Source organism: Geitlerinema sp. PCC 7407 (assembly GCF_000317045.1).
Classification (GTDB): Bacteria; Cyanobacteriota; Cyanobacteriia; order PCC-7407; family PCC-7407; genus PCC-7407.
Window position 1 is genome coordinate 3764060 of record NC_019703.1, and the last position, 12653, is coordinate 3776712.

Genomic DNA, 12653 nt, shown 5'->3' on the forward strand with positions numbered 1-12653 from the left:
ACGTTAGCTAGGAGATTCGATGACTCTTTCCTTCCATAGCTTGGGAATTTCGGAAGCTCGTTCTCGCCACCTAGAATCCCTCGGATTCGAAGCCCCAACCCCCATTCAGGTTGAAGCGATTCCCCACCTGCTGTCGGGACGCGATGTAGTGGGTCAGGCCCAAACTGGTACCGGGAAAACCGCCGCGTTTTCTCTGCCGATGCTGGAAGCCATTGACCTGAAGAAAAATGCTGTGCAGGCGCTGGTTTTGACCCCAACGCGGGAGCTGGCGGTGCAGGTTTGCCAGTCCATTCGGGATCTGCGGGGACGCGATCGCGTCTTTACGCTGGCGGTGTACGGCGGCCAGTCCATCGAGCGCCAGATCGAGCGCCTCGACCGGGGTGTGCACATTGTAGTGGGCACGCCGGGTCGGGTGATGGACTTGCTCAATCGGGGCTGCCTGAAGGTGGATCAGCTGACTTGGCTGGTGCTGGACGAGGCGGATGAGATGCTCAACATGGGCTTCATCCAAGACGTCGAGAAGATCTTGAGCCAGCTTCCGGCCGATCGCCAGACGACTTTCTTCTCCGCGACGATGGCGCCGTCGATTCGTGAGCTTGTCACCAAGTTCTTGCGATCGCCCGTCAATGTCACGATCAAGCAGCCCAAGGCTGCGCCGAGCCGCATCAACCAGGTCGCCTACATGGTGCCTCGCGGCTGGTCCAAGGCCCGGGCTCTGCAACCCATCATGGAGATGGAAGAGCCAGAGGCAGCGCTGATCTTTGTGCGGACCAAGCAAACGGCGGCTGACTTGACCAGTCAGCTCCAGGCCGCTGGCTACAGCGTGGACGAGTACCACGGCAACCTGAGCCAGACTCAGCGGGAGCGTCTCCTGCTGCGGTTCCGCCAGCATCAGATCCGCTGGGTGGTGGCAACGGACATCGCGGCTCGGGGTCTCGATGTAGACCACCTGACCCACGTGATCAACTACGACCTGCCCGACAGCATCGAAAGCTACGTGCACCGGATCGGTCGGACGGGTCGGGCTGGCAAGACGGGTACGGCAATTTCCCTGATTCAGAACTATGAGCGGGGCAAGCTGCGGGCGATCGAGCGCCACGTGCGCCAGACCCTGGAAGTGCGATCGATTCCGTCACGCGCTCAGATCGAAGCACGCCAGCTCGATCAGCTCAAGACCAATGTGCTGGAAACCCTGACGGGTGAGCGTTTGGCTTCCTTCTTGCCGATTGTGGCTCAGCTGAGCGAAGAGTACGAGCCTCGGGCGATCGCCGCAGCGGCGCTGCAAATGGCCTACGATGCGACCCGGCCGGCCTGGGCTCAGTCCGATCGCGCCTACGACGACGTACCGGAAGCCAACGACATGCCCAAGCCTCGCCCCACGAAGCGCCAAAATCGCACCGGCGGTCCCCGCAGCCGCAACGCTGCTTCGAGCATCAAAGACTAAAGACCCAAGGCCTGACGCGATCGTCGGGCGAGAGAAGGACAGACCCGCTGATTAGCGGCTTTGTCCTTCTCATCTAACCTAAGTCCGCGCCCAAACAGGAGTGATTTCTCGCTCTTTTTTGGGCGCTTTTTGCTGAGACACCTTCCCCGATTGCCCTTTGGGTGCCCGGCTTGGTTTTCAAGGGGTCCAGCCTTCCTCTTTAATGAAAAGAGGCGCTCGTGTATTTCGGGCGGAAAGCGCTATTGTTGACTGGCAAAGGACGCTAGGTGGGCAATGACCAGCGAATTCTCTAAACCGACTTCTTTACCCCCAGGGCCTCTTGAGGATTTGCCTAGAGTCACTTGGGTTGTCATGCTGCGCTTGGGGCTGTTTCAGATGGGCCTGGGCATCATGTCGATCTTGACCCTGGGCGTGCTCAATCGAGTCTTGATTGACGGGCTAGCGGTACCGGCGATCGCGGCGGCAGGCGTTTTGGCCATGCACCAGTTTGTCGCGCCAGCGCGCATTTGGTTTGGCCAGATGTCCGACGCCAAGCCGCTGTTTGGCCTCCACCGCAGCGGCTATGTCTGGATGGGGGCGATCGCCTTCGCAGTGATTGCTTTTCTGGCAGTGCAGGGATCGTGGCAGCTCGGAGGCGCGATCGCAGCAGCCAACGGCACCTGGGAATGGTCCGGCGCCATGTTGGGCTGGACGGCCATGCTGGGACTGATTTTTGCTGGCTATGGTCTTGCCCTCAGCTCCAGTTCAACCCCCTTCGCCGCTCTCCTAGTCGATGTCTCGGACGAAGACAATCGCTCCAAACTCGTGGGCATCGTCTGGTCCATGCTCATGGTAGGCATCATCGTTGGGGCGATCGTCAGCAGTGTGCTTCTGAAGCAAATTGAAGCCAATACTCCCATTGAGCAGCTTCAGAGCTCGGTCAATTCCCTCTTTTTGATCGTGCCAGCGATTGTGATAGGCCTGACCTTCGTGGCAACAATCGGTCTAGAGAAAAAGTATTCTCGCTACTCCCGTCGCTCAACGCTAATTGACCGAGAAGACAAAATCACCCTAGGGCGAGCTTTACGAGTGCTCACCGCTAGTCGCCAGACAGGGCTGTTTTTTTCTTTCTTGCTGGTCATGACCCTTAGCCTATTTATGCAAGAGCCTGTTTTGGAGCCTTACGGAGGACAGGTTTTTGGGATGGGCTATGCCGAAACCACGCGGCTCAACGCCTTTTGGGGATTGGGGACGCTGGTCGGGCTGAGCATCACAGGATTTTGGATCGTGCCGCGCATTGGGAAGCAGAAAACCGCAACTCTGGGCTGCATCCTGGTGTCAGGCTGCTTTATTTTGATTATTCTGTCGGGCTTCACTCAAAATCCCGCCATGCTGAAAGGGGCGCTGCTCGTCTTTGGGCTGGCCTCTGGCATTACCACCACGGGGGCGATCAGCATGATGCTCGACCTGACAGCCGCCGAAACGGCGGGCACCTTCATTGGTGCCTGGGGACTGTCCCAAGCGATGGCTCGCGGTCTGTCGACCTTGGCGGGCGGCACTGTGCTTACCCTGGGCAAACAGCTTACCCCTAGCCTGATGACGGCCTACGGGCTTGTGTTTGGGGTGCAGGCCGTGGGGATGCTGCTGGCGGTGTGGTTCCTGGGCCGCGTCAATGTGCAGGAGTTTCGGGAAAATGCCCGTCAGGCGATCGCAGCGGTTTTGGAGAGCGAACTAGACTGATGCAGGACTTTTGGGATTCGGTGCTGCGCTTTGCAGAGACCACGACACAGACGGTGGGCGATCGCCTTTTGGCCGACTTTGGGGGCGCCCAGGCCGACGAAAAAGCCGACGGCAGCCTGGTCACTGGCTCCGATCGCTGGGCTGACCAGGCGCTGCGCGAGGCGATTCAGGCAGCGTTTCCAGAGCACGGGGTCCTCAGCGAAGAAGTGGCCCACATCTTTCCGGAGCAGGAATGGTGCTGGATCATTGACCCCATTGACGGCACCACCAACTTTGCCCGGGGCGTGCCGCTGTGGGGCATTTCCCTGGGGCTGCTGTATCGGGGAACGCCGGTTTTCGGCTACGTAGCCCTGCCGCCGATTCGGCAGTCATTCTACGGCTACTGGTATGGCGACTCTGGTTTGACCGGGCCTGAGGGCGCTTTTTGCAATCATCAGCCCATTCACAGCAGCTTAGAGGAACCCAGCGGCAACCACTTTTTTAGTGTGTGCGCTCGCAGCACCGGGGTGATCACGCCCGATTTTCCCTGCAAGATTCGGATGCTGGGGGTAGCGACTTACAATCTGCTGATTGTGGGGGCGGGGATCGCCCTAGGAGCGGTGGAGGCAACGCCGAAGATCTGGGACATCGCGGCGGTGTGGGCGATCGCCCAGGCAGCAGGGGCGGTGTGGACTCCCCTAGAAGAGGAGGACATTTTTCCGCTGAAGGTGGGCCAAAATTATAGCCACCGCCCCTATCCAACGCTGGTGAGCGCGCGGCCTGAGCTGGTGCCACTGTTTCGAGAGCGAATGACGGCGATCGCCCGTCCCTAGGGCCAGGGGCGATCGCCCCTGCTCAAGCCCCGCCAGTTACTCAATGGCGACGTCCAGGGTATAAGTTGCATTCCCCCGCGTACCGCCCACGATCACTTGATAATCACCGCTGGCCGGCAGCTCTAGGGTCAGCTGCTCTTCTTCTTGAGCTAGGGCTGCGCCATCCGGGCCGATCACTTCGAAAACAGCATTATTTTCCAGCGAGGAAATGCTGAGGCGCATCGTTTGCCCCGCCGCCGCATTCAGCAAGTAAGTGTCTCGAGTGCCGCGCACCACGGAGTTCTGAACCTGGCTGGAGGTGCTGCCAGCCGCAAATTCGATACGAGTCCCCCCTGCCTGGGGCTCCGCAGGCGCTTCGCTGGGGGGCGCGTCGTCGGGAGATTCGGCGAGTTCGTCACAGTCCGCTGGCTCGTAGGTCACGCGCTCCGCCTGGAGAACGGTGCCGGTCAAGAGCCAGGTTTCCTGAGTCCGCTGGACATCGTTTTCGATCCGGGTCGTGACGTCGAGAATCAGGTCGCTGTTGTCCCCTAGCTTGCCGCTCAGCTCCTGAGTGTAGGAGGAATAGTAGCCTTCTTCAGGATTTTGGATCGTGGCGCGGGTTTCTCCGGTCACGGTGCGATCGCGATCGATGGAAATCCGCGCCTGGCCAGAAGTGTTGGCCGTGTCGACGGTGTAGCACAGCGTTTGGGGCACAAACTCCCCAGAAACCGAAGGCGACGCGGTGGGCGAAGGGCTGGGAGAGGCGATCGCAGGCGCAGAGGGGCTCGGCGAGGGGCTCCCGCCCGAAGCCAAGGGATTGGGGTTCTGGCACGCTGGCAGGAGCAGCACGCCGGAGAGCAGAACCCAGCGCGTCAGAGATCGGGCAGAAAAAGTCATGGTGAAGTTCTCGAAATAGAGGACAGCGATCGCCCCAGGATTTCTCCAGGCATTGGGATTAGCCACACAGAGCCTTAACCAGATTTCGGAGAACGCTCACTGGAGCCGCCAGTCCCTCAAGCCGAGCAGGGCGCGGAGGCTAGACCGCTTGGGGCGGCGTCTTGAGCAAGCCATCTTCCAGATACAGCACCTGGTCCGCCACGTCGATAATTCGCGGATCGTGGGTCACCATCAACACCGTTCGCCCGCTGTCCTTGGCCAGGTTGCGCAGCAGCTCGATCACCGCATGGCCGCTGTGGGAATCCAGCGCCGCCGTCGGTTCGTCCGCCATGATGAGCTGGGGACTGCCCGCCAAGGCCCGTGCGATCGCCACCCGCTGCTTTTGGCCGCCGGACAGATCCCGTGGCATATAGTCCACTCGGTGGCTCAGGTCTACCTGGGACAGCAAATGTCGGGCTTCCTCCCGCGCCTGGCGGCCTTGGATGCCCTTCATGTGCAGGGCTACCTCGACATTCTCGATCGCCGTCAGAGCCGGGAAAAGATTGAACCCCTGAAAAATAAAGCCAATGTTCTTCAGGCGGAAGCGAGCTAGGCGCGATCGCGACATCCGCGTGATCTCTTGGCCCAGGAGGTGCACCGAGCCAGTCGTTGGGGTTAGCAGCCCTGCCAGAATTGACAGCAGAGTCGTCTTGCCCGAACCAGAAGGCCCCATTAGCAGCTGAATATCCCCAGTCTGCACCGTCAGGTCGATATCCTTGAGGGCTTGCACACGCTCACCCCCAGCCTGAAACACCATCGCGATGTTGTGCGCGCAGATCGCACCCGAATGAACACCGCTCACGCTTCGATGGGTAGAGACAGCCTGATCCAGGGGAACTGCAAATTGAGCAAACTTAACTTGAGAAACAGTCATGCGGGGGAGGAAAAATAACAGCGCTTTGGACAAGGAGGAGGCGAAACCAAAGCAGGACGAAATCTACTCGGGTCATGGCAGCTATGAGATAGATCCGCAACGCCAAGGAGACAATACGGATACTCAGTACTACCGGGAAGATTCATCTTGGTTTTTCTTGAACGAGACAGCCTAGGCGACCGTCTAGCCCCGGCCAGGAAACGCTGCCGAAACTTGGGGCTAGGGGGTCTCGGCAGCCACCGCAATGAGGAAGTTTTCTTCTAGCATAGTCATTTTTCGGTAGAGCCTCCGTAGTCAATTGCACGGGATATCCGTGAGTCATCATGCTTTGAACACGATGGCTGGATCAACCCGAGTCACTTTTTGGATTGCAAAAACCGCTGAGCTTGCACACATCCCGACCGTCACTCCGAAGAGGATGAGCGCCATCGATGGAGTGATTAGGATCGTGATTCCCTGGGTTGCCATGGTCCAAGCGCCCAGTCCCATGCACAGTGCAATGCTTGGAAAGTATCCCAGGATAGCCATCCACAGCGCCTGCTCGACAATGACGCGGTAGATGGTCCAGTCTGACGCCCCCATTGCTTTGAGAGTTCCAAACTCTTTGATGTGGTCGGAGACCGAGGAATAGAGAATCTGGCCCACGATCACCATGCCCACCACCACCCCCACGGAGGCGCCCAGGCCTAGGATGAAGCCGATGCCTGTGCGATCGCGCCAGTAGATGCGCGTCTGCTCCGACAGTTCTTGGCGGGTAAAGGCCCGCGTCCCCGGCAAGGCGCGATCGAGGCGCTGCTTAAGCGCCGCTAGGTCTTCTCCAGGGCGCGCTTTGATCAGCAGATAGGTGATGGCATCCGAGCCGCTCAGGGCCTTGGGCGGGGCAGCCGCTGGGGCAGTCTCTGAGCGGTTAAAGGAACTCGTGCACGCCAACCCGTCGGCCTCTAGGCGGCACTGCACATCGGACTGTAGGCCTGCGGTGGCGTAGGCGTTGGCCGTTTCCAAAGAGGTGTACAAAAAAGCACTCGATGCGATGGACTGGGTGCCCTGGACCCAGCCCGCGACGGTGGCGGGCAAAGAGGAGATTTGCGCGGTGTCGCCTTGATTGCGCACCCCGAGGGAGCTGAAATTGCTCTGGTCGAGCAGGACTTGGTAGGGCTGTTGCAGTGTGGCGATGGACCCAGCCTGGAGGTTCCAGGGGCGGAACAAGGTGCCTTGGGGATCAAAGCCAATGACGCGGACGGGCGCGATTTTGCCGCTCTGGTTTCGCCAGCGGGCAGCCTGGTTGATGACAACTTCGACGCGCTGCACGCCTTCGACCTCTTGGGCCTGGCTGGCTAGGGTAAGGGGCAGCGGCATGGTCAGCTCGAGGTGGACTAGCTCCTGGGAGGCAACCCAGATATCTGCGGTGGAGTGGTCAACGATGAGGGCTGTGGAGCGGGTAAAGCCTTTGAGGATGCCAAGCTGAATCGTGACTAGACTCACCGCAAACATGATGCCCGCCTGCGCCACCAAAAAGCGCGGGATGTCTTCTAGCAGATTTTTGCGGGCAATAGAGGCCATAGGGGGAAAGCGGTAGATTCCTATCCATAGCGTAGAGAACTTGCCTGCTTTCCTGCGCGGGTGGTCGTGTCAGTGGTCAGATCGTCCCAAGGGGTTCTCTGGAGCTGTCGTCAGGCGATCGCAGGTTAGGCGCTAGAGGGATGGGCTATTGTCCTTCGGTCCGTTTTCGGTTGGTCGGTTTTTCGTTGGTTGGCTGGGGGGCGCAGACAGTCGCCTGAGTGTCCCCAAGGCAGCCAAAGCTTGTGGGCAAACAGGCGCGGGCGATCGCTCTAAACCTACCCTAGCGAAGTTGAGCCGACTTCGCTTCACCGCGTCAGGGGATTCAAAGCAGGATGGGCCTGCGTTACAGGGGAGGAATGGGCAGCCAGTGCTCAGAGGTGGCGCAACGGTTTCCCCAAAGCGATCGCCCAGGTGAAACATCGGCGGGGGTCTGGCAAGCCAGCATTTTTGCAAAATGCCCGTGACTTAAAACAATTGTGGTAAAAATTGTTTCCTGAATAAAGCGAGGTTCTACGGATTCCAGAACGGCAGGCAGCGGAGCGATCGCGCAGTGAGCGCTTGGAAAGCGCTGTAGGATCAGGGGGCGATCGCTGATGGTAGAGCGACAGATCTCCCTGGGATTATGACTATGAAACCGAAGCTTGCGGATTTGACCGCGTGGCATCAGGCAGAAATCCTCATGCAGCCGGCCTTTATCCGCATCATTGACAACCTGCGCAAACAGCTAGACGAGACGGACTGGCGGGGGACCTACGAAGAGGTGCTGCTGTGGCCAGATGGCACCCCAGAGGAGCTGCGCGATCGGGTCTTGCAGCTGCGGGCAGAGCGCGAGAGCGCCGATCCCGAAACGGCGGCGACCCTCGACGAGCAGCTCGCCGGTTTGCCCGCGCCGTTTCCGGGGCACATCCTGCGTCTGCAAAAGGGCGATCGAGAGGTGCGGATAGACCTTTGGGACCTCTGCTATCAGGTTTGCTTTGTGAACTATGCAGCGGACGCGGCTGGGGCAGTGACCATCGATACGCAGCTTCTGGAGGAAGATTCTAGCGATGTGGACTGGAATCGCCTCGAAGAGAAAACTCGGGGGCTGATCGAGGGCATTTTCGCGGGATTGCCCGAGATAGGCGCTTGAGTATCCGCGGGGCGCGCGATCGCGCGACAATGGCGGTAGGCCGCGGTAGCGAATGCAAGAACCAAGAACAAGGAGAGGTTGAGTCAGATGGATATGCAGCAGGCAGCAGAGACGAGCTTGCAGGGGGAGCCGCCTGTCGCCGCAAGCTTCGGCAACGATTCGGCGGCGCGCCAGGCAGCTTTGAAGGGGGTGGCGGTGTGCGATCGCAGTCACTGGGGCCGCATCGAAATTGCCGGGGGCGATCGCGTTCGCTATCTGCACAATCAAAGCACCAACGACTTTCAGCGCCTCCAGAGCGGCGAAGGCTGCGACACCGTTTTTGTCACCTCGACCGCCCGCACGCTGGACTTGGCCACGGTGTACGTTCTCGAGACTCACTTTTTGGTGCTGGTTTCGCCTCAGCGCCACCAGCAGATTTTGGCCTGGCTCGATCGCTACATTTTCCCCATGGACCAGGTGTCGCTAAAGGATTGCACCTCTGACACCGCGGTCCTCAGCCTGATCGGCCCTGAGAGCCAAGCTTTGCTGGCGGGTCTCGGGCTGCCGGTGCCGGACGGTCCCCACGGTCAGCACCTCTCGGGCACCCTGGGCAAGGCTGAAGTCCGGGTTGCAGTGGGGAGCGGCCTCGCCGCGCCGGGCTACACCCTGATCTGCACCGCCCAGGATCGCGCAGCGCTGTGGCAAGGGCTCGTGGCAGCGGGCGCTGTACCCATGGGCGATCGCGCCTGGGAGCAGCTGCGCATCGAGCAGGGTCGTCCGGCCCCCGACTGCGAGCTCACCGAAGACTACAATCCTCTGGAAGCAGGGCTGTGGCACACGATCTCTTTTAATAAAGGGTGCTACATCGGCCAGGAGACGATCGCCCGCCTCGACACCTACAAGGGCGTCAAGCAGCAGCTCTGGGGGCTGCGCCTGAGCCAGCCGGTGGAGCCCGGGACGCCGATCTTGCTCAACGACGAAAAAGTTGGGCTGGTAACCAGCGTGACCGAAGCCTCAGAAGGCGCGATCGGCCTGGGCTATGTGCGCACGAAGGCCGGGGGAGCGGGCCTAACGGCCCAGGCGGGAGAGGCGATCGCCGAAGTGGTAGAGATTCCCTTCGTGACGCGCGATCGCTCTGCCGCCCTCGGCGTTTCTAGCTAGTCTGCTGGGGCAGCCCGATTTTTGACCTTGGGTCTAGCGCACCAGCACCGCTCGGTAGCGCACCGTGTTGTCCCGCACCTTTTGCAGCGCCTCGTTGACCTGGTCAAAGCTGAAGGTTTCGACAATGGGCTCGATGCCGTAGCGATCGCTCACGTCCAGCATTTCATTGATGCTGGGCCGGCCGCCAATGGGCGAAGCCATAATGCGGCGGCGCTTGCCGAGCAGCGCCCAAATCGGGATGTTGAGGGGCTCCGCTGGCACTCCCACAAAAGCCAGCGTCCCGTCAGCGTCCAAATGGGCCAGATAGTCCGGCCAATTGAGAGAAGCCGGGGCCGTGTTGAGAATGATATCCAGGGGCCGCTGGGGCTGGGGCAGTGCCCCTTCGCGAGGGACGACCAGCGCTTCGTGGGCTCCCAGCTTGGCCGCAAACTCCGCTTTGTCCGGGGAGGTGGTGTACACCGTCACGCGGTTACCCAGCTTGCTAGCAAACTGGACCGCCATGTGGCCCAGACCGCCCACGCCGATGATGCCGATATTCTGGCCGGAGGTCATGCCTGCATTGCGCAGGCCCGAATACACGGTGATGCCGCCGCACAGCAGGGGACCGGCATGTTCTGTTTTGATCCCGTCCGGAATCCGGAAAGCAAAGCGGGCGTCAACTTGCAGATAGTCTGCGAAGCCGCCATAGGAGTCGGTAATCAGGCCTTTGTTTTCGTCGCAGAGGTTTTCGTCGCCGCGCAGACAGTAGCGACACTCCATGCAGGACGAGGCCTGCCAGCCCACACCGACGCGATCGCCGATTTTGAGGTGGCGCACCTCTGGCCCCAGTTCTGTGACTTCGCCGATCACCTCGTGCCCCGGCACCATCGGATAGCGATTGGTCCCCCAGTCATTGTCGATCACGTGGAGATCTGAGTGGCAGATCCCGCACGCCAGCACTTTGATCACGCAGCCAAAGCTGCCAAGACTTTCGGTTTCAAAGGTGTAGGGCCGGAGCATTGCTCCTTGCTCATGGGCCGCGATCGCCTGAATTTGCATCAATCAAACTCCGCCATGAAGGGAATCAAGGCACGGTTGCCTTGCCCTCATTGTGGCGTTTCTCTGAATTTCTGTGCATATATCCAAGGATTGGCCCCAGGCTACCGCGCAATGCTCCGGTTCGCGATCGCTCAGGCGCTAGGAGGCGATCGCCGGCATCGCCAGCCCCTTCGAGGCCAGCCACTCCGCGTTAAACAGCCGCGACTGATAGCGCGCGCCGCCGTCACACAGCACCGTCACAATCCGGTGTCCCGGCCCCATCTGCTTGGCCAGCGCCACCGCCGCCGCCACGTTGATCCCCACCGAGCCCCCCATAAACAGGCCGTCCTTGTGCAGGAGCTGATAGATCACCCGCAGGGCTTCCGTATCGTCGATTTGGATCGCATCGTCCGTCGGCACGCCTTCCATATTGGCCGTCACCCGGCTATTGCCGATGCCCTCCGTCACCGAGCTGCCTTCGAGGTGGATTTCCCCGGTTTTGATATAGCTGTAGAGACCGCTCCCCAGGGGATCAGCCACCACGCACTTCACGTTAGGATTTTTCTCTTTCAGAAAGAGTGCGACGCCAGCGTAGGTGCCGCCGGTCCCCGTCGCTGCCACCCAGGCGTCTACTTGGCCGTCGGTCTGCGCCCAGATTTCGGGGCCTGTGGTCTCGTAGTGGGCCAGGCGGTTAGCAAGGTTGTCAAACTGGTTGGCCCAAATGGCGTTGTCCATCTCCGCCGCTAGGCGTCCCGACAGCTTCACGTAGTTGTTGGGATCGCGGTAGGGCACGGCAGGCACGGTCCGGACTTCAGCGCCCAAGGTGCGCAGCAGGTCGATTTTTTCCTGGGACTGCGTTTCAGGAATGATGATCAGGCACTTGTAGCCTTTGGCGTTGCAGATGTGGGCGAGGCCAATTCCGGTATTGCCAGCAGTGCCTTCGACTACGGTGCCGCCGGGCTTGAGTTCGCCGCGCTTTTCGGCATCTTCGATGATGTACAGCGCTGCCCGATCTTTCACCGAGCCGCCGGGATTGAGGAATTCTGCTTTCCCTAGGATTTCGCAGCCGGTTTCTTCGCTGACGCTATCCAAGCGAATCAGGGGCGTGTTGCCAACTGCTCCGACAAAGCCGTCTTTGATGTCCATTACTTGCGTTGATGATCTGCTGGTGTGTCACTTTCCCCATCGTAAGGGGAAATGCTCGGCTCCCTGCGGGCGATCGCGCCGGAGCTAAAGAACGCAAAAGGGCGCACGCTGTACGCCCTTTTGAGAGATTGTTTAGCCCTAACTTAGGACTCTATAGGCTGCTTGACCCAGGCCCTGCTTACTTGTTGGGCTGAGGCGTCATGCGCAGGTAGGAGCGAACTTCGGTATAGCCTTTGGGGAACTTCTCCTTGAGGACTTCAGGATCCTTGAGGGAGGGGACGATCACGCAGTCGTCGCCATCTTTCCAGTTGGCGGGGGTTGCGACGCTGTGGTGATCGGTCAGTTGCAGGGAGTCGATGACCCGCAGGATTTCGTCGAAGTTACGACCGGTGCTGGGGGGATAGGTCAGGGTGAGACGGAGCTTCTTCTCGGGGTCGATGATGAAGACGGTCCGCACGGTGACGGTGTTGCTGGCATTGGGGTGGATCATGTCGTACAGGTCAGAGACCTTCCGATCGGGATCTGCCAGGATGGGGTAGTTCAGCTTGACGGACTGAGTATCTTCGATGTCGGAAATCCAGCCGGTGTGAGACTCCGTATCATCGACGCTCAGAGCAATGGTTTTGACGTTGCGCTTGTCGAATTCAGGCTTGAGGCGAGCAACTTCACCGAGCTCAGTGGTGCAAACGGGGGTGTAGTCGGCGGGGTGAGAAAAAAGCACTACCCAGCTATCCCCTGCCCAATCGTAGAAGTTGATCTCACCTTCAGACGATTGCTGCGTGAAATTAGGAACAGTATCGCCGAGACGAAGGGTCATAGCTCGATTTCCTTTCGATGTGCTGACAAGAATGGAGACTTTCTGAGGTCCATAATGCCACAAAACCCCGGTTTCCCGAG

Annotated in this window: 11 protein-coding genes; 5 read left to right on the plus strand and 6 right to left on the minus strand. The window is 59.9% G+C overall.

Features of this window, described 5'->3' with window-relative positions; translation table 11 throughout:
• Positions 1-19: 19 nt before the first annotated feature.
• From GEI7407_RS15210 to GEI7407_RS15220, 3 genes are all read left to right on the plus strand, one after another.
• Positions 20-1444, plus strand: a complete 1425-nt coding sequence (locus GEI7407_RS15210) for a DEAD/DEAH box helicase (protein ID WP_015173091.1) — start codon at positions 20-22, stop codon at positions 1442-1444.
• Between the two features lie 273 nt (positions 1445-1717).
• Positions 1718-3163 (plus strand): BCD family MFS transporter, encoded by a 1446-nt coding sequence (locus GEI7407_RS15215; RefSeq protein ID WP_015173092.1) that lies wholly within the window; start codon positions 1718-1720, stop codon positions 3161-3163.
• Positions 3163-3975 (plus strand): inositol monophosphatase family protein, encoded by an 813-nt coding sequence (locus tag GEI7407_RS15220; RefSeq protein ID WP_015173093.1) that lies wholly within the window; start codon positions 3163-3165, stop codon positions 3973-3975. Before GEI7407_RS15215 ends, GEI7407_RS15220 begins: the two co-directional genes overlap by 1 nt.
• 36 nt (positions 3976-4011) lie before the next feature.
• Here the strand turns inward: GEI7407_RS15220 and GEI7407_RS15225 are convergent, their stop codons facing one another.
• The 3 genes from GEI7407_RS15225 to GEI7407_RS15235 all read right to left on the minus strand — a co-directional run bounded on the left by GEI7407_RS15225 (position 4012) and on the right by GEI7407_RS15235 (position 7324).
• The gene (locus GEI7407_RS15225) at positions 4012-4851 is read right to left on the minus strand and encodes a hypothetical protein (RefSeq protein WP_015173094.1); all 840 of its coding nucleotides are present in this window, start codon (positions 4849-4851) and stop codon (positions 4012-4014) included.
• Between the two features lie 139 nt (positions 4852-4990).
• Complete coding sequence (locus tag GEI7407_RS15230) at positions 4991-5647, minus strand: ABC transporter ATP-binding protein (protein WP_396229522.1); 657 nt, start codon at positions 5645-5647, stop codon at positions 4991-4993.
• A gap of 438 nt (positions 5648-6085) precedes the next feature.
• Entirely contained in the window at positions 6086-7324 is a 1239-nt protein-coding gene (locus GEI7407_RS15235) for an FtsX-like permease family protein (RefSeq protein WP_015173097.1), read from the minus strand.
• 628 nt (positions 7325-7952) lie between these two features.
• On the opposite strand from GEI7407_RS15235, the gene GEI7407_RS15240 reads away from it, so the two are divergent.
• Together GEI7407_RS15240 and GEI7407_RS15245 are read left to right on the plus strand one after the other, a co-directional pair.
• Complete coding sequence (locus tag GEI7407_RS15240; protein WP_015173098.1) at positions 7953-8453, plus strand: hypothetical protein; 501 nt, start codon at positions 7953-7955, stop codon at positions 8451-8453.
• A gap of 87 nt (positions 8454-8540) precedes the next feature.
• A complete protein-coding gene (locus GEI7407_RS15245; protein WP_015173099.1) occupies positions 8541-9593 on the plus strand; it encodes a folate-binding protein YgfZ in 1053 nt (350 codons plus the stop codon).
• 33 nt (positions 9594-9626) lie between these two features.
• Here the strand turns inward: GEI7407_RS15245 and GEI7407_RS15250 are convergent, their stop codons facing one another.
• From GEI7407_RS15250 to GEI7407_RS15260, 3 genes are all read right to left on the minus strand, one after another.
• Positions 9627-10631, minus strand: a complete 1005-nt coding sequence (locus tag GEI7407_RS15250) for an NAD(P)-dependent alcohol dehydrogenase (RefSeq protein WP_015173100.1) — start codon at positions 10629-10631, stop codon at positions 9627-9629.
• Between the two features lie 138 nt (positions 10632-10769).
• Positions 10770-11756 carry a cysteine synthase A gene (locus GEI7407_RS15255; protein WP_015173101.1) on the minus strand — a complete coding sequence of 329 codons (987 nt, stop codon included), beginning with the start codon at positions 11754-11756 and terminating at the stop codon, positions 10770-10772.
• Positions 11757-11934: 178 nt separating this feature from the next.
• Positions 11935-12573, minus strand: coding sequence for a peroxiredoxin (locus GEI7407_RS15260; RefSeq protein WP_015173102.1), 639 nt, complete (start codon positions 12571-12573; stop codon positions 11935-11937).
• Positions 12574-12653 lie beyond the last annotated feature (80 nt).

What these genes read in the sequence shown, in the direction of transcription:
- GEI7407_RS15210 (WP_015173091.1), top strand. Translation starts at nt 20, where the DNA reads ATGACTCTTTCCTTCCATAGCTTGGGAATTTCGGAAGCTCGTTCTCGC.
- GEI7407_RS15220 (WP_015173093.1), top strand. Translation starts at nt 3,163, where the DNA reads ATGCAGGACTTTTGGGATTCGGTGCTGCGCTTTGCAGAGACCACGACA.
- GEI7407_RS15260 (WP_015173102.1), bottom strand. Translation starts at nt 12,573, where the DNA reads ATGACCCTTCGTCTCGGCGATACTGTTCCTAATTTCACGCAGCAATCG.
- GEI7407_RS15250 (WP_015173100.1), bottom strand. Translation starts at nt 10,631, where the DNA reads ATGCAAATTCAGGCGATCGCGGCCCATGAGCAAGGAGCAATGCTCCGG.
- GEI7407_RS15245 (WP_015173099.1), top strand. Translation starts at nt 8,541, where the DNA reads ATGGATATGCAGCAGGCAGCAGAGACGAGCTTGCAGGGGGAGCCGCCT.
- GEI7407_RS15230 (WP_396229522.1), bottom strand. Translation starts at nt 5,647, where the DNA reads ATGGTGTTTCAGGCTGGGGGTGAGCGTGTGCAAGCCCTCAAGGATATC.
- GEI7407_RS15240 (WP_015173098.1), top strand. Translation starts at nt 7,953, where the DNA reads ATGAAACCGAAGCTTGCGGATTTGACCGCGTGGCATCAGGCAGAAATC.
- GEI7407_RS15255 (WP_015173101.1), bottom strand. Translation starts at nt 11,756, where the DNA reads ATGGACATCAAAGACGGCTTTGTCGGAGCAGTTGGCAACACGCCCCTG.
- GEI7407_RS15235 (WP_015173097.1), bottom strand. Translation starts at nt 7,324, where the DNA reads ATGGCCTCTATTGCCCGCAAAAATCTGCTAGAAGACATCCCGCGCTTT.
- GEI7407_RS15225 (WP_015173094.1), bottom strand. Translation starts at nt 4,851, where the DNA reads ATGACTTTTTCTGCCCGATCTCTGACGCGCTGGGTTCTGCTCTCCGGC.
- GEI7407_RS15215 (WP_015173092.1), top strand. Translation starts at nt 1,718, where the DNA reads ATGACCAGCGAATTCTCTAAACCGACTTCTTTACCCCCAGGGCCTCTT.